Annotated in this window: 17 protein-coding genes; 5 read left to right on the top strand and 12 right to left on the bottom strand. The window is 66.8% G+C overall.

The genetic code is table 11. The features are described from left to right. The first annotated feature begins 187 nt into the window (after positions 1-187). From NH14_RS26650 to bluB, 4 genes are all read left to right on the top strand, one after another. On the top strand, positions 188-403 hold the full coding sequence (locus NH14_RS26650) for a DUF3311 domain-containing protein (RefSeq protein WP_035529726.1): 216 nt from the start codon (positions 188-190) through the stop codon (positions 401-403). Further along, on the top strand, positions 400-1,875 hold the full coding sequence (locus NH14_RS26645) for a sodium:solute symporter family protein (RefSeq protein WP_035529728.1): 1,476 nt from the start codon (positions 400-402) through the stop codon (positions 1,873-1,875). The genes NH14_RS26650 and NH14_RS26645 overlap by 4 nt, the downstream gene beginning before the upstream one ends. Positions 1,876-2,065: 190 nt before the next feature. Continuing rightward, positions 2,066-2,980, top strand: coding sequence for a flagellar brake protein (locus tag NH14_RS26640; protein WP_035529730.1), 915 nt, complete (start codon positions 2,066-2,068; stop codon positions 2,978-2,980). A 114-nt stretch (positions 2,981-3,094) separates the two neighbouring features. Beyond that, entirely contained in the window at positions 3,095-3,787 is a 693-nt protein-coding gene (gene bluB, locus NH14_RS26635) for a 5,6-dimethylbenzimidazole synthase (RefSeq protein ID WP_035529732.1), read from the top strand. 47 nt (positions 3,788-3,834) lie between these two features. Here the strand turns inward: bluB and NH14_RS26630 are convergent, their stop codons facing one another. From NH14_RS26630 to NH14_RS26600, 7 genes are all read right to left on the bottom strand, one after another. Then, a complete protein-coding gene (locus tag NH14_RS26630) occupies positions 3,835-4,209 on the bottom strand; it encodes a VOC family protein (RefSeq protein ID WP_035529734.1) in 375 nt (124 codons plus the stop codon). Between the two features lie 133 nt (positions 4,210-4,342). Continuing rightward, complete coding sequence (locus NH14_RS26625) at positions 4,343-4,981, bottom strand: DUF4136 domain-containing protein (RefSeq protein ID WP_161790859.1); 639 nt, start codon at positions 4,979-4,981, stop codon at positions 4,343-4,345. A gap of 127 nt (positions 4,982-5,108) precedes the next feature. Beyond that, positions 5,109-7,547 (bottom strand): CHASE2 domain-containing protein, encoded by a 2,439-nt coding sequence (locus tag NH14_RS26620; protein ID WP_035529736.1) that lies wholly within the window; start codon positions 7,545-7,547, stop codon positions 5,109-5,111. Between the two features lie 11 nt (positions 7,548-7,558). Continuing rightward, positions 7,559-9,058: a FecR family protein gene (locus NH14_RS26615; RefSeq protein ID WP_084225704.1), complete on the bottom strand. Its 1,500-nt coding sequence runs from the start codon at positions 9,056-9,058 to the stop codon at positions 7,559-7,561. A gap of 38 nt (positions 9,059-9,096) precedes the next feature. Continuing rightward, the gene (locus tag NH14_RS26610) at positions 9,097-9,795 is read right to left on the bottom strand and encodes a response regulator transcription factor (protein WP_035529738.1); all 699 of its coding nucleotides are present in this window, start codon (positions 9,793-9,795) and stop codon (positions 9,097-9,099) included. A gap of 265 nt (positions 9,796-10,060) precedes the next feature. Continuing rightward, on the bottom strand, positions 10,061-10,225 hold the full coding sequence (locus tag NH14_RS26605) for a hypothetical protein (RefSeq protein WP_161790860.1): 165 nt from the start codon (positions 10,223-10,225) through the stop codon (positions 10,061-10,063). A 690-nt stretch (positions 10,226-10,915) separates the two neighbouring features. Further along, positions 10,916-11,947, bottom strand: coding sequence for an SH3 domain-containing protein (locus NH14_RS26600; RefSeq protein WP_052148230.1), 1,032 nt, complete (start codon positions 11,945-11,947; stop codon positions 10,916-10,918). Positions 11,948-12,167: 220 nt separating this feature from the next. Between NH14_RS26600 and NH14_RS26595 the strand changes: the two genes are divergently transcribed. Then, positions 12,168-13,415, top strand: coding sequence for an MFS transporter (locus NH14_RS26595; RefSeq protein WP_407947186.1), 1,248 nt, complete (start codon positions 12,168-12,170; stop codon positions 13,413-13,415). Between the two features lie 84 nt (positions 13,416-13,499). On the opposite strand, the gene NH14_RS26590 is transcribed toward NH14_RS26595, so the two are convergent. The 5 genes from NH14_RS26590 to NH14_RS26570 all read right to left on the bottom strand — a co-directional run bounded on the left by NH14_RS26590 (position 13,500) and on the right by NH14_RS26570 (position 18,536). Next, the gene (locus NH14_RS26590) at positions 13,500-14,228 is read right to left on the bottom strand and encodes a maleate cis-trans isomerase family protein (RefSeq protein WP_035529740.1); all 729 of its coding nucleotides are present in this window, start codon (positions 14,226-14,228) and stop codon (positions 13,500-13,502) included. Between the two features lie 70 nt (positions 14,229-14,298). Further along, positions 14,299-15,426 carry a CobW family GTP-binding protein gene (locus NH14_RS26585; protein WP_052148231.1) on the bottom strand — a complete coding sequence of 376 codons (1,128 nt, stop codon included), beginning with the start codon at positions 15,424-15,426 and terminating at the stop codon, positions 14,299-14,301. Between the two features lie 31 nt (positions 15,427-15,457). After that, the gene (locus tag NH14_RS26580; RefSeq protein WP_035529742.1) at positions 15,458-16,045 is read right to left on the bottom strand and encodes a UbiX family flavin prenyltransferase; all 588 of its coding nucleotides are present in this window, start codon (positions 16,043-16,045) and stop codon (positions 15,458-15,460) included. Next, on the bottom strand, positions 16,042-17,466 hold the full coding sequence (locus tag NH14_RS26575) for a UbiD family decarboxylase (RefSeq protein ID WP_035529744.1): 1,425 nt from the start codon (positions 17,464-17,466) through the stop codon (positions 16,042-16,044). Before NH14_RS26575 ends, NH14_RS26580 begins: the two co-directional genes overlap by 4 nt. A gap of 143 nt (positions 17,467-17,609) precedes the next feature. Then, positions 17,610-18,536: an amidohydrolase family protein gene (locus tag NH14_RS26570; RefSeq protein WP_035529746.1), complete on the bottom strand. Its 927-nt coding sequence runs from the start codon at positions 18,534-18,536 to the stop codon at positions 17,610-17,612. Positions 18,537-18,551 lie beyond the last annotated feature (15 nt).

Below are 18,551 nucleotides of genomic sequence, written 5' to 3'. Positions count from 1 at the left end.
AACCCGCTTCTTCATGACGCAGCGCACCAAGCCGCGCAATCGACACAAGTCCGCATTCAACCCCGCACGCCGGGATCGCATCAGGATTTTTGGCTGCTTTACGGGGCGCATTCGCGGGCATAGAGTGAACCGACCGCCCCCCAAACGAACCCGAAACAAGGTTTCCCTTTTACCCAAAGGAGTTGCCATGTCACTGAGGTTGCTTGCCGCGTTACCCTTCATCGGCATTCTGCTAGGCGTGCCGTTCGTCAATCGCACCGAGCCCCTCGTGCTCGGCATGCCGCTCGTGCTTGCGTGGATCGTGATGTGGGTCGTGCTGACCGCGGCCATCATGGGGCTTGTCTACAAGCTCGATCCGGCCAACCGCGACGTGCAGGATGCACAAGGCGGGGTGCGATCATGAGCGCGCTGATCATCATCGCCGCGATCACCGTGATCGCGCTTTATCTGGGCATCCGCGCGCGCCGCGGCCACGACATGAGTCTCGAGCAGTGGTCGGTGGGCGGACGCAGCTTCGGCACCGCGTTCGTGTTCCTGCTGATGGCGGGCGAGATCTACACCACTTTCACGTTTCTCGGCGGCAGCGGCTTCGCGTATGGCAAGGGCGCGCCCGTCTATTACATCCTGGCTTACGCGACGCTTGCGTACATTCTTTCGTACTGGATGCTGCCGCCCGTGTGGCGCTATGCGAAAGAACACGGGCTGGTCTCGCAGCCGCACTTCTTCGCGACCAAGTACCACAGCCCCGCGCTCGGCGTGCTGGTCGCGTGCGTGGGCGTGGCCGCGCTCGTGCCGTATCTCGTGCTGCAACTGAAGGGGCTCGGCATCATCGTGTCGACCGCGTCGTACGGCGCGATTCCCTCCACGGCGGCGATCTGGATCGGTGCGGTGGTGGTCACCGCCTACGTGATCTTCTCGGGCGTGCGCGGCTGCGCGTGGAACTCGGTCGTCAAGGACACGATGATTCTCGCCATCGCCGTGTTTCTCGGCATCTACCTGCCAGTCCATTACTATGGCTCGCATGCCGAGATGTTCCGCGCCATCGACGCGGCCAAACCGGGCTTCCTCAGCTTCGCGGCAAAAGGCCAGGGCGTGACGTGGTTCCAGTCCACCACGCTGCTCGCCGCGCTCGGCTTCTTCATGTGGCCGCACACTTTCATGTCGGTCTACACCGCGAAGGACGAGCGCATTTTCCGCCGCAACGCCGCGATCCTGCCGCTTTATCAACTGATTCTGCTGTTCGTGTTCTTCTGCGGCTTCGCGGCAGTGCTCAAGGTACCGGGCCTCAAAGGCACCGATATCGACCTCTCGCTGTTCCGCCTTTCGCTGCAAACCTTCGACCCTTGGTTCGTGGGCGTGATTGGCGCGGCAGGCGTGCTCACCGCGCTCGTGCCGGGCTCGATGATCCTCACCACCGCGTCCACGCTGCTCGCCAACGACGTCTATCGCGGCGCGCTGAATAAAAGCGCCGGCGACGAAAGCGTCGCGCGCGTCGCCCGCATCTTCGTACCGGTGGTCGCGCTGGTCGCGGTGGGCTTCACGCTCAAGGGCGGCGAGACCATCGTGGCGCTGCTGCTGATGGGCTACAACTTCGTCACGCAGCTGTTCCCGGCGCTAGTGTGCAGCCTCTCGGCACGCAACCGCGTGACGAAACAAGGCGCTTTCTGCGGGATTTTCGCGGGCGTGCTGGTGGTTGTGCTTACCACGCTGCTGCACCTGAGCGTCGCGCAGTTGGTTCCGTTCGCGTCCGATACATTCAAGGACATCAACATCGGCTTTCTCGCGCTCGGCGTGAATATCATCGTGCTCGCCGCCGTGAGCGCGCTCACGCAGCCGCGCGCGCATGCGGATCACAAGCACGCGGGAGCGCACTGAGAGCGATCGCAGCCTGCTGTTTCGATTGCAGTTTCAATGGCTTTTTCAATGGCTTTTTCAGTGATGGGCGGCGCATTCGTTGCGCCGCTTTTTTTTAAATTCGCCGGCGGCGGACAGACAAAACTCAATTCTTTGCGGCGCGCGCCGTAAACACAGTGATCCCGTCACTTCACACTCCTCAGGCGCGCCGATGACCGACACACTCGAAACCGCCCCCGGCGCCGCCTCGCTCACGCCCGCCGACCTCCCGGCCGGCCAGCCGCTCGAATGGCCGATCGTGGACCACGACGGCACGCTGCTGCTCGAACGCGGCGCGACGCTCGTGGGCGAGATGGAGCGCGATTTCCTGTTCCGCCACTTCGCGCCGCGGCGCGGCGACCATGCAGCGCCCGAGGCCGAGGACACATTCGCGCACGCGAAACCGCAAGAGCCGGAAGTCGCGCTGACCGTGCGCGACCTGCATCTATCGATTGGCGCGTCGATGGGCCTGCGTCCGCAACAAGGCGCCAGCGGCGCGCCGATGCACCCGTGCAAGCTGATCGGCTTTGCGCCGAACGAGTCGATCTTCGCGACGCTGCCCTACGCCGATGGCCGCCCGATTGCGCTCACGCCCGGCGAAAACGTCGAAATCGTGGCGATTGCGAGCCAGGCCGTCTATCGCTTCGTCTGCACGCTGCACGCGATCCATCACGCACCGCTGGGCTATCTCGTGCTCTCGGAGCCCGCCCATATCCGCCTGCTGCGCGAGCGCAAGTCGATCCGCGTGAACGCGCGCTTTCCGGTGCGCTTCGGCATCGGCGCCGAGGGCTATCAGGGTGTCGCGCTCGCGCGCGGCATCAGCGCGCTGGGGCTTTCGCTCGTCGCGCCATGGGCGCTCGGCCAGGTGGGCGAGCGGCTGCGTATTGCCTTCAGCCTGCGCTCCGGCGATCTCGACACGCCCATCGAAACCAGCGCGGTGATTCGCAACGTGCAACAGGAAGACGGCGCGCAATGCACGCTCGGCCTCGAACTCGACAGCCTCACGAGCGCGGAGCAGATGGCGATGAAAGTCTATGTGTTCGACCGCCACGACGACGTGGTCTACTGGAGCAACAGCACGCGCTGAAACAGGCGCTCCGGTTATACCCCTGGTGCGGCGCGGCCCATGCGTGAAGGCCGAAATGCGTGTGCTATGGTAAGCGCGCATCCTCCAAACCGGCCTTCACGGCCGCACTTTTTCATGGCACAGCCCTTTGACGAAGCCGAACGCGCGGCGGTCTACCGCGCGATCCACGAACGGCGCGACATGCGGCACTTCACGCCCGGCCCCGTCGATCCGGCGGTGCTCGCGCGTCTGCTCGACGCCGCGCATCACGCGCCGAGCGTAGGCTATATGCAGCCGTGGCGCATCGTGCGCATCACCGGCGCGGCCTTGCGCGAGCAGTTGCACGAGACCGTCGAGCGCGAACGCCTCGCCACCGCCGACGCGCTCGGCAAACGCCGCGACGAGTTCATGAAGCTCAAGGTGGAAGGCATGCGCGAATGCGGCGAATTGCTCGTGGTCGCGCTGATGGACCGCCGCGAAGCGCACATCTTCGGCCGCCGCACCTTGCCGGAGATGGACCTTGCCTCGGTGGCCTGCGCGATCCAGAACATGTGGCTTGCGGCGCGCGCCGAAGGGCTCGGCATGGGCTGGGTGTCGATCTTCGACGTGGACGAAGTGCGCGCGCTGCTGCACATGCCCGCCGGCGCCAAGCCCGTGGCGATTCTGTGCGTCGGCCACGTAGCCGAGTTCTATCCGAAGCCGATGCTGGAGATCGAGCAGTGGGCCGAGCGTCGGGCGCTCAGCGAATGCGTGTATGAAAACCGCTGGCCGGACGAGCAGACCGAAACCGTGCCGCAAGCCGAAAGCGCGCGCACCGGGTCCGCGTAGCGCGGCATCCGCGACTCAGCACAAATCAAGCGCCCATCAAGCACCAATCAAGCGCCGAACGTGACTGCCTCGACGTTATTGCCATCGGGGTCGATGAGAAAAGCGCCGTAGTAGTCGGGGCTGTAATCGGGCCTCAGGCCCGGTGCGCCGTTGTCCGTTCCGCCTGCCGCGATGCCGGCGGCGTAAAAGCGGTCGACTTCGGCGCGGCTCGCGGCGGCAAACGCCACATGCACGCCGCGCGCCGTAGCGGCGTCGCTGGCCGGCACGGTGTGGAGCCATAACTTAGGCATGCCAGGTTTGCCGATGCCTGTAATTTCGCCGTACTGCACGCTGACGCCACAACCCAGCGGCGTCAAAACCGCCTCGTAAAACCGCTTGCTGCGTGCGAGATCGCGCACGCGCAGACCCACGTGATCGAACATGTCTGGCTCCTGGTCCTGTGCCCCAACGGCAACCCTTGCCGTGGTACCTGAGAACCAGTTTAGTGCGCTGCGCCCGCGCGCGGCCTGGGAAAAATTGCGCACACCAGTGCGCGAGCCGGAGCCTCGCGTTCCCTCACTGCGCAAGCGGCTTAATGGAGATCACGTCGGGCATGGCCGGTGCGCCCGCCTGGCCGGCGGCGGCGTGGTCGGCCTCCTTTAGCTTCACGCGCCATTGCGGCGCACCCGCATACGGCAGCCGCGCGAGCGCGCCGGCGACCAGATACGGCAGCGCCTGTTGCGCGTCGGCGTTGCGGTCGCGCTTCACCGCGCTCACCTTATAGGCTTCGCGGCCGTCCGGCAGCGCGAGAAAACGCAGCGTGAGCGTATGCGTGTAGCGCTTGCCGAACCACGGGAACGACGGCCCTTCGGACGGCACGCAGCCGCCAACGCAATGGCCCCCATTGCCTGAGCCGCCGGTCTCCACGCTGACGTCGCTGGGCCGCGAGGCCCATGCCGCGGAAACGATATAGCGCGCCGCCTCGGGCGTGCCTTCCTTGAAGCCGCGTTGCGCGAGGCCGGCGCGCAGCAGCGCCTCGTAAGGCAGCGGCTCGTCGGCTTCCGCCTGCGCGGGCGTGCGCGCGAGCCGATACGTGGCGGTGGCCAGGTCGGTTGCGCTCAGGTCGCCAGTTGCCCGCACATCGGCGCTCGGGCCTGCGCAGCCGGCAAGCGCGCCCAGCATCGACAAGGTGCAGATCGTCATCGGGACTTTCACGGAGAACTCCATCGGTATCGTTGGCAGCCGGTTCCGGCGCCCAGGGTGCATCACGGGTGCATCACGGGTGCATCGAGTGCATTCGGCGCGATCAGGCGGTGCCCAGGGCAGTCACGCGACAACGCCGTCAAGCCGGGTTATCGAGCGCGGGCAGCGACATCGTCACCGTCGTGCCCTGGTCCGGCGCGCTCTCCACATGGATTTCGCCGCCATGACGCGTCACCACCGTCTTCACGAACGCCATGCCGAGCCCGGCGCCGCTCACCTCGGGCCGCTGGCCCGCATGAAAGCGCCGGAACGGCTGGAACAGCTTGGTCTGATCCTCGAGCGGGATGCCGTAGCCTTCATCGCGAATCGAGCAGATCACGCGCGGGGCCTGGCCATCCGCGACAGCGATACTACAGACAATCCTCGTATCGGGTGGGCTGTATTTCACCGCGTTGTTCAGAATATTGACCAGAGCGCGTGTCATGAGCGAGCGGTCGGCGTTGATCCAGCCCATCTGCTCGCCGTCAAACGCGGTTTCGATCTGAATGTGCTTGGCGCTCGCCTGCGGCCAGACTTCGTCGCTCGCGTCGATGGCGAGTTCGGTCAGGCTGGTGGGCTCCAGTGCGTATTGCTGCGACTCCGCGCGGGCGAGCTGCACGAAGTCGTCGGCGAGCGTGAGCGAGCGGCGCGCATAGCGCTCGATGCGGTCCATCACGTCGCGCACCGGCCCGGCTGCCAGCGTGCCGCGCTCGCGCTCGGTCTCCACGAGCGCCACGATCGACGCCTGAGGCGAGCGCATGTCGTGCGACAAGAGGCGCAGCGCGTGCTCGCGCTGGCGCTCGGCATCGTGCAGCGCGGTCACGTCGACGAGGCCCGCGATCCAGCCCACCGCCTGCCCCTGCGCATTGGTGCAGCGCGCGTAGCGCAGCAGGTAGTCGCTGCCGTCGCGCGCGCGCACTTCCACGCCCCGCTCCATGAGCTGTGCGAACTCGCCGCGCGCGGGATCGAGCGGCGCGGGCCAGTGCGCGTGCGCGAACGCGAGCGTCTCGGGGTTCGGGTCGATGGGCTTCACGAGCGCGAGATCGCCGAACACCTCGGGCATCGCGCGCCCCTCGGCCGCGCCCACGTTCAGGTCGGTGAAATAGGCGCGCGCCGCGTGATTGGCGATCAGCACCACGCCGCGCAGGTCGGCTACGACGAGCGGCTCCGGCACCGAGTCGAGACTGTCCCAGACGAAGCGGCGCATGTCCTGCAGGCGCTGCGCGGCTTGCGCCATCAGCGCCATCTGCTGGGCCAGCACGTCGCCGCCGAATTCGCGCGGCGGCGTGGGCGCTTCGGGCAGCAGATAGGGTTCGTCGGCAAGCTGGCGCAGCTCCTTGCGCAGATACGCCATCGTCATTTCGAGGCGCCGCCAGCTCCAGAGCGGATAAACGAGTGCGAGCGCAACGATCGCCGGCACCGGCGCGAGCCAGATGCGTGCGTAATAGAGCAGCGCGGCGCTGCCGGCCAGCGAGAGCAGCGCCAGCAGCGGCAGCAGCAGCAGCGTGCGCAGCGGCGAATGAACGAGAAATGCGTGCAGCAACAGCGCCAGCGGCACCAGCGAGGCGAGCACCACGGCGATCGGCGAGGCCGGTTCGATGGCCGTGCCCGACAGCAGCGTGTCGAGCGTTAGCGCGTGGATATAGACGCCAGGCACCGGCCCGAGCGTGCCCGAGAGCGGCGTGGCGAAGCGGTCGAACAAGCCCGATGCGGTCACACCCACCAGCGCCACGCGGCCGCGCAGCACGTCGGGCGGCACACGGCCTTCGAGCACTTGTGCGAACGACACCTTGCGGTAAGCATGCGTATTCGCGCCGAACGGCAGCAGGAAGCGCGCTTCGCTATCCGGCGCGCCCGGGCGCGTGAGCCTGGCGTCGGCGGCCGCGGTGGCGGCATTGCTCGCGCCCGCGTGATCGGGAAGCGCGAGCGTGCCGGCGCGCACGGCGCGCCAGAGCGGCACCATCAACTGAGGCCAGCGCTGCCGCGCATCGCCCTCGAACATCGCGATGCTGCGCACGATGCCGTCGTTGTCGACTTCGAGGTTGATGTGGCCGAGCCCCACGGCGGCCCGGGCGAGCGGCTCGACCGGCTTCACGACTTCGCGGCGGCCATTGTCGGCCTCGTTGGCGGGAGACAGCAGCACCGGCAGATACGAGGGACGCTCGCGCAGCGCCTCGCCCAGGCGCGCGTCGTCGGGCGATGGCTCGGTGAAGAGCACGTCGTAGACCACGGCGGCTACGCCCGCCTTTGCAAGTCGATCGACGAGCTGCGCGTGCACGCTGCGCGGCCAGGGCCAGCGCCCCAGCGCGGCAACGCTCTCGTTGTCGATCTCGACGATCACGATGTCGGGGGAAACGGGCCGCTCGCGGGCTGCGAGAAAGCGGTCGTAGACGAGGTGATCGGCGCTGAGAGTCCAGTGCCACACCACGCTCAGCAGCACGACGGCGATGCCTGCGCACGCCACGCCGATCCACTCGAACAGGAAGCGCCGCCCGACCGGGCGGCCGGGACGGGAAAGGCGGGGTGCGCTCACGCTCATGCGCGAGCGCCTCACCACTCGAGACGGAACGACTGTACCGGGCTGGCCTTCTGGAAGTACTTGCCCCCATCGAACTGCTCGGCAATCACGGTCCAGTAGTAGACGCCCTTGGGCAGGTCGGTGACGACCGCCTCGCCGTTCGTGATATCGGTGCGGTCCACGAGCGGCGCGCGCAGGTCCTCCGAGGTCGCAAGCACGAAGCGAAAGCGCGTGCTGCCGGCGCTGCGCTGATCGACGAACCAGCGGAACTCGTAGTCGCGCGTGCCTTCGACGCGCCCAGCCGAGGCGCCCAGCGCGAGGCGCCGGCGCTGGACCGCATACGTCGACGGCATGCCTTCCAGACCGTGCTCGTCGATGGCGGAAAAACGCGCGAAGTACGTGCCGTCGTCGAGCGCGCCGATGGCGACGTGCGGCCCATCGGAACGCGTGTCGCGAATCAGGTCCAGCAGGCCCGCGTCGCGGCCGATCTGCACGTGATAGCGGTGCGCCCCGGTAATGGGCGCGAGATCGAACGCGACGGTTTCGTCGTCCTGGACCTTCCCGGGATTGCGCAGATCGGGCGCGTCGAGCAGCGCGACGGGTGCGCCCACCGCGCCGCCCGCGAGCGTGAGGCTGCCGTGGCGCGCCACGACGAGCTGCGTGGAAGCGGCCAGCGGCGTGCCCGGCGCGGGCGCGACCGACGCGGCCGGGGCGCGCGACGCCGCGTCCACGCCCACCGCCCCTTCGATCACTTCGACCGCCGTCGAGCCTTTGTCGCCGTCGTAATTCACGCGAAAGCTCGTGCCGCGCACGCCCGCCACCACCGAAGGCGAGCGGATCTGGAAGCGGTCGTCCTTGCGGGTGGCCTTGGTGACCTCGGTGTTCACCTGGCCGCGATGGAGGTTGACCACGCGATCGGTCGAGCCGGTGAGCGCGGTCTGGCGCAGCGTGGCGAGATCGAGCGAGGCGCCCGGAGGGATGACGATATGCGAACCGTCGGCGAGTTCGAGCGTGGCGAAACCGTTCTCGCCGGTCTGCACGCGGTCGCCTTCGACGAGCGTGCCGCCGACGACGAGCGGCAGCATCGGCTCCTTGCCGAACGCATGGCTCGCCGGCCCGGAAGTGGCGATCACGCGGGCAGTCAGATGATCCTGGCGCAGCAGCGCGACCGGCAAGCGCAGCGAGGTGCCCGGCTGCAGGCGGCGCGGCGCGCTCACTCGGTTCAGGCGCGCGACCCTGGTCCAGTCGGCAGGATTACGCAGATAGCGCGTGGCGATGTCGTAAAGCGAATCGCCGGGCTGCGTGACGTAGACCGCCATCTCCATCGCCTGCGGGTTCGGCTTGCGGGCTTCGGCGCGGCCTGCGGCGGGCAGCAGTCCCAACGCCAGCGCACAAGCCGCCGCGCGGGCCAGCGGCGAACGCGCGGGTGCGCGACGGGTGCTGCGCGGGACGGCTGCCGGATCGGCAAGAGCGGCAGAACCGGCAGGAGCGGGTCCGGACAGTGCGACGGACAGCGTCACGCGCCCGGGCATGACGCAGTAAAGAGTGAAAAACGCCGAATAAGCGCCCCTCACGCCGTATCCCCCTCGATGCGCTCGAGCCGGTAACCGTAGCCGTAGATCGGCGTGAGGCGATAGCCGTTTTCGGGACGCAAGCCAAGCTTCGAGCGCAGCATGGAGACGTGCGTATCCATGGTGCGCGACGGGATGTCGTCGGACTGCTTCCAGATCACGTCGAGAATGTGCGCGCGCGACAGCGGCCGGCTCAGATGCTGGAACAGCAGCAGCGCAAGCTCGAATTCCTTTTGCGTGAGCGCCACCTGCTTGCCGCTGACCGACGCCTGGCGCGACTTCAGATCGAATTCGTAATCGCCAAAGACTTCTTTCTGCGTTGGCGCATGCAGCTGATACGCGCGGCGCAGCAGCGACGCCACGCGCGCGAGCAGGACCGGCGCGGAGACCGGCTTGACCACGTAGTCGTCGGCGCCGCTGTTGAGCATCAGCGCGATGTCGACTTCGCGGCTGCGGCTCGTCATGAACAGCACGGGCAAGCGCGTGGACAGGCTTTGGCGGACCCAGTGCAGAACCTCGTCGCCGGCCATATCGGGCACGTTCCAGTCGAGCACGAGCAAGTCGAAGGTTTGCCGCCGGAGCTGCTTGACGAGTTCGCCTCCCTTGGCGAACGCGTGGCAGACGTGGCCAGCCGCGCTCAGCGTCTGGCAGACGAAATCGGTCTGTGCCGGATCGTCGTCGAGTACTGCGATTCTCATAATGTCCTGCACCCAGTGTCGTTATTCATGTTCCCGGGATAGGCCGGCCCGGCGAGGCCCGGCCGTCATCCCCAACCCCTTGCCGCGCCGCTTGCGCCGCACAGCCAGGGCGCCACTCTCGCCGCGTCTCGAAACGAATGGGCGCGCACCCCGCAGCAGTGTGCCTGAAAGAGATCGGGAACCAGTTTTCGCTCATGGTAGACGAAAACGCCCCCGATTGAACGCCGCGCGGCCTTGCGCCCCCGCCCGGCCCACCTCGCGCCGCTCATCCTTTACGGCCGACCTCGCCGACCGCGTTCGTCTCGTCCGCATCGCCCGCGTGCCGGTCGCGGGCGAGATCGAGTTCGATGCGATCGAGGTCGCGGTTGCGGCCCGAACCGTTGACCCGCGAACCCGGCAGGAACCGCATGCTGCCGGAACGAAAAAACATGAAACCCCTCGAGTAGCAGACAGGCTCCGGACCCGCCGGATCGGCCCTGCGCGCGACGCAAACGGCGCACGCGTGAACGCGGGACTTCGTAAATGAAAAACGAGTGGCGACAGCCTCGGGCCGCGCACTGCGAGGTCTCCGGCGTCCTTCCCCCCCGGACTCGGACCGCCGGCGCAAGCGCCGCCGGACCGGCGCGTCACGCACAAGCGGGCATCACCGCCCGACACCCGCCCAAGACCGCAGCCGATCACACCATGGCGTTTCCCGCTGCCATCGCCACTCCTGGTACTTCCAGGCGCTGTTTTCCAGCGTTATCCGGCGAACTCGGGTCCGCTCTGATTTCCTCACTGCCGGCGCGTCGCCATGTCCCGACCGCGCCAGCCCCCGTAGCCGAATTTCCAGTCCTCGCGTGCGTGAGCCGCACGCCGTTACCGGCGCGGTCCATACCAGGACGCGCCACTACAAGCTATTGTGGCGGGAAGCTCGCAAAGCTACTGTCAGGGATTGTTAAATCGGCGGGAAACGGCTATCGGTCAGTTCAAGTGCGCTATTTCGGCCGCGACTTATCGTTGCGCAGTGTCAACAACTGGCATGCCGACCGCCATTTATATGGAATCCAAACCAATTAGTCGAATGTAACGAGATAAGGGCGCCCATTGGAGGCGCCCTCGCTTGCTCATACGGAAGCGGTCAGTACTGCTGCCGCTGGTCGCCCCTGCCAGCGCCCTGATTGGACGGATGAGCGCCTTGTTGCGGCGCCTCGGGACGGCCGCGCTCGGCCGGCGGCTCCGGCGGGCGCGCACCGCCAGGCGGCTGGCCGGGCGCATGAGTGAACGCGGGCGCCGGTCCTGGCCCCGGCCCCTGCGCTGGTGCCGGCGCGGGCGGACGGCCCATATTCGGTTGCGGCATGGGCGGGCGCGATGGATTGACCGCCTGCGCGGGCGGGCGCGGCGACTCGACAGGCGGCCGCGCACCCTCCACAGGCGGACGCTGCATTTCACCCGGCGGTCGCGCACCCTCCACAGGCGGGCGCTGCATTTCACCCGGCGGACGCGGCGCTGCGACGGGCGGGCCGCCGCTCTCGGGCGGCCGGCCATGAACGGACGGCGCTTCGTTGCCGGGGGGCATACGCGCCGGTTCAGGCGGACGCCCCGCGCGCGGCGGCGGAGCGCCATTCACCGGCGGACGAGCGCCTCCCGGCGGCGGCGGTGGCGGCGGCCGCCCTTCGCCGCCCGGCGGCCCGCCGTGAAACCGCTGCGGCTCCGGCGGACGCCCACGCACCGGTGGCGGCGCATGCGTCCAGCGATCGCGGTCGCCATACCAGGGCCGGTCGCGATAAAAGCTGCCCCAGTACGCCCCCACGGAAAACGTGACGATAGGCAAGCCGATGGCCGCGCCATAGCCGGTTAGCGGCACGTAAGCGCCTTGATACGGATAGCTGAGATATTCCGCATAGACCCAGCCACGCAGTCCGGGCAGCGCGACGTCGCACCACGAGTAGTCGCTCACGCAGCCCATCACGGTGACCGGCACGTTGGGGCCGAGCTCGCTCACTACCGGGTAGGCGTCGGAGGGGCCAGCAAACAAATCGACGGGCTCGCTCGTATAGGCCTGGGTCTGCGCGCGCACGCCCGGCGCCGCGAACGCCATCGCCGCAGCCACGCAGACCGTCGCGAGCCGCAAGCCCAGCCCGCGCGGCGGATTCGTGTATTGGCTTGTCATGCGCCCCTCTTCTCCTCTGTAACCCTGCACAAGGACGAGCATATTCCGTTCCTCGTCGGCGGACGCGTCGGCGCCGGAGCACGGGCAATCCATACGTTTTACATATGGATAATCTATTAAATCCATATTTAACATATCGAAACCGATTCCCTACTATCGGGTGAGCCGCACGATGCGCGCGCCGCCCCGGCAATGCGCCGGGGCGGTCGTGTTTCGCAGGGTGAACTCGATGAAAAATAATTCCGGCCTCACGCGTGGGATGGCGGCGCTGTTCGCCATCGCCTGCGGCGTGATCGTCGCCAACGTTTATTACGCTCAGCCGCTGCTCGCGACGATCGCAGCCGCGTTCGGCCGCCCGGTCGCCGATCTCGGCTATCTGGTCACGCTCACGCAGCTCGGCTACGCCGCCGGCTTCGTGCTGATCGTCCCGCTCGGCGACGTGGTCGACCGCCGCGCGCTCGTGCTGCGGCTGCTCGCTGCGAACATCGCCGCGCTCGGCCTGATCGTTTGCAGCCCGAACTATGCGACTTTCGCCGCCGGATGCGTGCTGGTTGGCTTCACGTCGTGCTCCACGCAGATCCTGATCCCGATGGCGGCGTCGCTCGCCGACCCGGCCTCGCGCGGGCGCGCAGTCGGCGTGGTGATGAGCGGGCTGCTGCTCGGCGTGCTGCTCGCGCGCATCGTGGCGGGCTACGTCGCGTACTGGGCGGGCTGGCGCGCGATCTTTGCGATTTCGGTGGCGGCGAGCATCGCCATCGCCGTGGTGCTCGCCATCATGCTGCCCAGAAACACGCAGGCGGTTACGTCCGCTACGTCCGCTACGTCCATTACGCCCGTGCGCTACGCGCGCCTGCTCGCGTCGCTTGCGCATCTGATGCGCCGCGAGCCGCTGCTCGTGCTGCGCTCGATTTATGGTGCGCTCGCATTCGCGTGCTTCAGCGTGGTGTGGACCGGGCTCACCTTCGTGCTGAGCCACGCGCCCTATGGATACGACGATGCGCAGATCGGGCTGTTCGGCATCGTCGGCGTGATTGGCGCGCTTGCCGCGCATCCGGCCGGCAGGCTCATCGACCTCGGCCACGAGAATAAGGCAACCGGCGCGTTCGCCGCGACGCTGCTGATCTCGTTCGCGCTGCTCGCGGGCGGCGGCGCTTCGCTGCCGCTGCTCATCGCCGGCACGCTTTTGCTCGACGTGGGCGTGCAGGGGCTGCATATCGCGAACCAGAGCGTGATTTTCGAAATCGATGCCGACGCGCGCAGCCGCATCATGACCGCGTATCTGGCGAGCTACTTCCTGGGCGGCGCGGTGGGTTCGAGCGCAGCGGGCGCCGCGTATGCGGCCGAGGGCTGGCTTGGCGTCTGCGCGGCGGGCGGCGCGCTTGCGGGCACCGCCCTGCTCGTGTGGATCGGCGCGCAAAGCGCGGGGAAATCGCGCCTTGCCGGGCAATCGACGGCTTCGCGGGAATGAACCGCTATCAACGCAGCAATGCCCGGCATGCCGGGCGTTGTGCGCAAAGTTGCATAAATAGTTGCACCAAAACGCGGTGAAAACTCAAACCACGTCCTGGAACAGCCGGCCCCAACCGCGCACCTCGCGCGTGTCCACGCCCACCATCCGCAGCGACTTCCATACCGCCGTCGCCACCGTGTCGTAGATGGGAATGCCGGTCTCGGCCTCCAGCGCTTCAACCAGCGGCGCAGCGCGCAGGTTCGTGCAGAACGTCGTGATGGCTTGCGGCTTCGCGCGCGCGACCTCCCGCACCGCCGTGCGGATCTGCTCGTCGGTCACTTCGGCGAAACTGTAGTTCACCTGCAACCCGAGATGCTGCTCGGCCACGCACTCGAAGTCGTGCCGCGCGTAGTTATCGACGATCTTGCGCTGCACGTCGTCGAGATACGGCGTGGCAAGGCCGAAGCGGCGCGCGCCGGTGCGCTCGAGAATCTCGTTGAGCGCGAGCACCGAGGTGGTCGCCGGCACGCCGGTGGCCTCGGTGATGCGCCGGCACAATTCGCGGTCGCCGTCGAAGCCGAGCCAGCCCGCCGAGGTGCCGCTCCAGGCGATCACGTCGACGCGCGCATCGGCGAGCAGACGCGCCGCGTCGACGATCTTGTCGAACTCGAACTGGCCGGTCGCGCGCGCGCCGAGCGAAATCTCCGTCACCGGAAAGCGCGAAAAATGCGCGCTGACGCCGGGTAGTCCGGCGACCATGGCGCTGGTAAGCGGTTCGAGCACCGTGTTCGACGACGGTGTCAACATGCCGAGATGAATTCGTTTTGTCATTGGATCAATGCTCCGCGGCATCGGGCGAAATTCAACAGCGCCCGACGCCAGTCAATTAAAGGTGATGAGATCAGGCCGGCACGCAAATGGGCTCGCGCCATGTGCACAGATCGACCATCACGCGCAGCCGCTGACGATCGAGGTTGCGGCCGATGAACACGATCTTGCTTTCGCGCGCCTCGTTAGCCCACGGCTCGGCCGCATGCAAGTCGAGTTGACGGTGCACGGCCTGCACGACGTGGCGGCGCGAATCGTCGGCGATCTCGAAGATGCCTTTCATACGGAACATGTCGTCGCCCTGGACGGCGAGCAGCGCGCGCAAGCCCGATTCGAGCCGCTCGCGATCGAACGGCCGGTCGAACACGAGCGACACCGAGTTCACCGACGGATCGTGCCGATGACCGTGATCGTGATCTGCGTCGTGATGATCATGGGCGTGATCGCAGCTCGAATCGCAAACGTGGTCATGATCGTGGTCGTGCGCATGGCCTTCGTGATCATGTTCGTGGTCCTGATCGTCGAGGCTCGTGCATCCCGGCGTGAAGCCGCCGATACCGAGAATCTTCGTCAGATCGACTTGCGCGTAGTTCGAGCGCAGGATCTGCGCGCCTTCGTTCAAATGATGCAGCCGCGCTTCGAGCCGGGTAAGCGCGTCGTCGCTCACCAGATCGGTCTTGTTCATGATGATGCGGTCCGCAGCGACGATCTGGTCGACGGCCTGATTGTCGAAGCCGGTCAGCTTCGGATCATCGAGATGGCTCTCGATGTGCAGCGCGTCGACCAGCGTGACGACGCCATCGAGCGCGACCTGGCGCGCCACCTCGTGATCCATGAAAAAGGTAGCGGCCACCGGCGTGGGGTCCGCGAGACCGCTCGTCTCGACCAGAATGTGATCGAACTTCTCCGGGCGCTCGAGCAGCTTCTGCAGGATCTTCACGAGGTCCGTGCGCACGTCGACCGTGCAGCAGATGCAGCCGTTCGTGACCTGGAAGATTTCCTCGTCGGAGGTCATCACGAGTTCCGAATCGACGTCGACTTCGCCGAACTCGTTCTCGATCACGGCGATCCGGTAGCCGTGGCGCTCGGTCAGGATGTAGTTCAGCAGCGTGGTCTTGCCCGAGCCGAGAAAGCCCGTGAGGATCGTGACCGGCACCGGCTGCACCGACTGAGGCTGGGTTTGCGTGTTGAGCTGGCTCATTGTGTTGTCTCCTTCTACGGGTCCGGAAAAATCAGATTGCGGCTGCGTCGGCGCGCAGCCCTTGCCAACGGCCGACGAGGCCTTCGTGGTCGATATCGAACAGGTCGAGCACGCGCCCGACCGTGTGGTCGACGATGTCGTCGACCGTGCGCGGATGGTTGTAAAACGCGGGCACCGGCGGCAACACAATCGCGCCTGCTTCGGTCACGCTCGTCATGTTGCGCAGATGCACGAGGTTGAGCGGCGTTTCGCGCGCGAGCAGCACGAGCTTGCGGCGCTCCTTGAGCATCACGTCGGCGGCGCGCGTGATCAGGTTGTCGGCGAGACCGGTCGCGATGGCCGCGAGCGTGCGCATCGAGCACGGCGCGACCGCCATGCCGTCACAGCGGAACGAACCGCTCGCGAGCGTCGCACCGATGTCGCGCGGGTTGTGCACGACATCGGCGAGCGCTTCGACGTCGCGCCGCCCCATGCCGAGTTCGTGGCCCGCCGTCAGCAGCCCCGAAGGCGACATCACGAGATGCGTTTCGCAGTGGTCGACGCGCGCGAGTTGCTGAAGCAGCCGCACGCCGTACACCGCGCCGCTCGCGCCCGTGATCGCGACGATCAGGCGCTTCATGATGCGCTCCGCAGATTCCGCGGCGCGAGCCCGGCGAGCAGTTGCGCGGCGCGCGTCATTGCGTCGGCGCCAATCTGTGCGCGCACGCCGTCGAAGTGCGGGCCGCGCGTGGCGTCGAGCCCCATGCGCGAAGTCGTGCCCACGCCCGAGGCGGACGGATCGAGCGCGCTGCCCGGCAGCCCGTCGACGATCACCACGTCGAGATGCGGTTGCAGATGCGTCGCGATCGCCCACAGCACTTCTTCGTCGCGCGAGATGTCGACGTCCGCATCGACCGCCACCACGTTCTTCAAATACGGGTCCCAGCCGAGCAGCCCGAGCATCACCTGGCGCGCCTCGCCGGGCCGCGACTGCTTTAACGCGACATAGGCGTGAAAGTGCGTACCCGAGGACGGATAGTGAACGGCCGTCACGCTGGGGAAGCGCTCCTTGAGCTTTTCGACCATCTCCGACTCGCGCGGAATGCGGCCGAGATTCAGGTGCTCGGCCGAGTTGCCGCCGGTCACGTCGATCAGGATCGGGTCGCGCCGGCGCAGCACGCTTTCCACTTTGAACAGATTGTTAGTAGACCGATCCGATGAATAACCGGTGAACTCGCCGAACGGCCCTTCGTCGGCGCGCGCGCGCGGGTCGATCACGCCTTCGAGCACGAACTCCGCATAGGCCGGCACTTCGATGCCGTAACGCGGCGTCTTCACGACGTCGAGCGGCGCGCCGAGCAGTCCGCCCGCGATGTGGCGCTCGTCCACGCCATACGGCAGCCGCGCGGCGCCGGACAGCATGAAAAGCGGATGCGCGCCAATCACCATCGCGACCGGCAGCGGCTTGCCGAGCGCCTGCGCGCGCTGCACCATGCGCCACAGATGGCCCCGCGAATGCAGGCTGGTGGCAATTTCGTCGCGCGAATGCAGCATCGAGCGGTGATAACTCGCATTGCCGATGCCGGTCTCGGGATCGTTGGCGATCAGGATCGCGTTGGTGATGTAGGGGCCGCGATCGGTTTCGAAATGGCGCAGCGTCGGGATCGTAGTGAGGTCAATGCGCTCGGTCTCGACCGATTCGAGCACCGGACCATCGGACACGACGCGTGGCGCGACCATGCGCCGGCTGCGTGCCTGGAATTCGTTGTGCAGATTCTGGACGTTCGTATCGAGCATCCACGCGATGCGCTTTCTAGACGCAAACACATTGGTGACGAGCGGCGTCTGCAAGCCGTCGACCTGCTCGAAAGCGAGCAGCGGATGGCGGTTCTGCGCGGCGAGCTGCCAGACGAGCGCGGTGGCGTCCTGATCGGCGCTCACGCGTTCACTGATCGTCAGCACGTCGTCGGGATGCGCGGCGCGATAGCCGGCGAGAAAATGGCGAAAGTCCTGCGGATTAGCGTCTGCGCGATCGAGAGCGGACGAACGGGTCGATGTCATGGTGGTTCCTTGTCATCAGCCTTTCAACGGCGCGGGCCGCACTTGCTGCACGGCGCCGCGCCATTGCGCTCAGCTGCTATCGCGGGCCGCCGCGCGCAACGGTGCAAGCACCGAAGCGCGAGCGGCCCACCGCATGGTCCCTATCAGGCGGGGACGTTGTCGAGCGCTGCGTAGCTGTCGGTCAAGCGCAGCTTCGCTTCCTCGAGATTGCGCGGCGGCGGCGAGGTCTTGATGCCGCACAGGCGCGCGATGTTGTTGCCCATGTAGTCTTCGAGACCGTCCTCGTCGAGATCCATGCCCTGCGGCGCGGGTCCGCACAGCATTTCGAGCTCGCGCAGCCACATGCCCGGCTCGTTCGGCGGCGAGTCGGTGCCGAACACGATCTTGTTGCGCGGCAGTTCACGTGCGAACTCGACGATGCGCGACTGGAAGCACCAGCCCGATTCACATACCACGTTGGGCGTGTCCATCGCCATCCAGAACGCTTCGAACGAATAGTTGCCGCCGGTCTGGATGCCGAAGTGACCGATGATGAAGTTCACCATCGGGAACTCGCGGATGATCGGGTAGAACATCGTCGGAATCGTGTACGGGCCATCGCCCGTGTGGATCAGCACGACGGTGTTGTACTTCGCGCACACCTTCATCGCGGGGCGCAGCCAGTCGAGCGCGCGGTCGGGACGGTAGCCGTGCATGTTGGCGTGCAGCTTCACCATCTTGAAGCCGTATTCCTTGATGTGGAATTCGAGCTCCTGCGCACCCTCTTCCGGGCCCCAGCGCGGGTTGAACGTGAAGTTGCCGATAAAGCGGTCCGGGTATTTCTGGCACAGCTCGGCGATATACGACATGTAGTCGCGAATGCCTTCGCGGCCGCGGCGGTTGCCGTCGCGATAGCCGGTGTTGCCCGGCGGCGGCTGAATGAAGCCCATGTCGATACGGCGCGGCTTGCCGTTGATGATGTACGGGCCGTCCATCATCTCGAGCAGACGCTCGCCCGTGAACGGCGTGCCGGTGTGGCGCCACGCTTCGTCGACGAGATTGGTCGGGTGCAGATGGGTATCGATGATCATGCTTGTCTCCGGTTC

The sequence above is a fragment of the Paraburkholderia sacchari genome (assembly GCF_000785435.2).
Lineage (GTDB): Bacteria > Pseudomonadota > Gammaproteobacteria > Burkholderiales > Burkholderiaceae > Paraburkholderia > Paraburkholderia sacchari.
The sequence above is the reverse complement of the archived record's forward strand: the minus strand, read 5'-3'. Positions and strand labels throughout refer to the sequence as shown.